Here is a 1,252-nt window from a genome sequence, read left to right on the forward strand (position 1 = left end):
AATGTTTGTCCCCTACCGATTTTATCAAGGTTACAACGCCATAAAATCCAAGCGGGAGCAACGATCCCCTCCATCGCCGAAAAATACGCTCTCATCCCCGCAACGATAATTAAACTCAATCCGACTATTCTTAAAAATGGTTTGGCCCCCGTGGGAAAAGAAATCTTCATTCCCCCGATGAACGGCATTCGCATCGAAGCACCCAAGGGTTCCACTTGGCGCGATTTAGAAGCTGCCTATGGTATTCGTGCCGATATCCTCTTTGAGCTTAACGGTTGTGGTCGTCGGCCGACAATAGTTTTTATCCCCGGCACCAATTGGTCCGCCACGGGCAAGCGCTCGGATTATACTGGATTAAGTTCTTATCCCTTACCCTTAGCCAGCACTGTCGGATTAGCCTACGGTTGGCAAAAAAGCCCCACGGAACAGAAAAATCTCTTTCATAGTGGTATTGATCTTCTCGCAAATGTTGGTACAAATGTTTTAGCTGCCGAGGATGGTCTAGTGATTTATGTGGGTCAGGAGGGGGCCTATGGTAATTTGGTAGTAATTAATCATTTAGGTCGCCGGCAGACCCGTTATGCCCATTTAAGCAGGGTTACAGTGAGAATTGACCAACGGGTACGAGCAGGAGACGTTATCGGTGCGGTTGGCACCACGGGACAACCGGATATTATTCCCCCCCATCTTCATTTTGAGGTGCGCTTAGATACTCCCGTCGGTTGGACAGCGCAGGATCCCGCTTTGCATTTGCCCCAAATCGGCCCGCAATCAAGTCAAAAGTAAACGGTTAAGTGGGATTATTGATTTATTTAGGGCTTGCTGAATAATGGTAAAACCCTTTTACAATAAGGCTTTTGACCTGTTAAAGTCCGATGTTCATGCGGCGAAAATAGGATTGGGACTTTCAAAAACCTTGCATTATCCTTCTTGTAGTACATAGCTTGGTACAAAAACCAAGGGCAACAAAGCCCGAAACGACCGGCTACTGACTCCTGACTCCTACCCCCAGGAAAAACTTTTTCAGCAGACCCTATTTAACCTGATCTCCATTCCCTCGACGATCCTGTTCGGTTTATTGAGTAACTACTGGTCATTACGAGCGATTTTATCTCTTTTAGTCGGAATTTGGACGGTTATTATCTCCTTGATGCTCCTCAGCACCCATCCCGCTACACCGCTTGTCCTAGCGATTTTAATGGGATTAGTCTTCGGTTCGACTCAATCCCTCTGTCGGGGGTGGTTCGCCCAA

The 1,252-nt window shown here is 47.2% G+C and carries 1 protein-coding gene; it reads left to right on the plus strand.

What is annotated here, in order from left to right:
• Positions 1-786: M23 family metallopeptidase (locus PX481_RS21845; protein WP_288095951.1), on the plus strand; the 786-nt coding region annotated here is incomplete at its 5' end.
• Positions 787-1,252: the final 466 nt, after the last annotated feature.

It is taken from the genome of Microcystis sp. M53603_WE2, assembly GCF_030065435.1.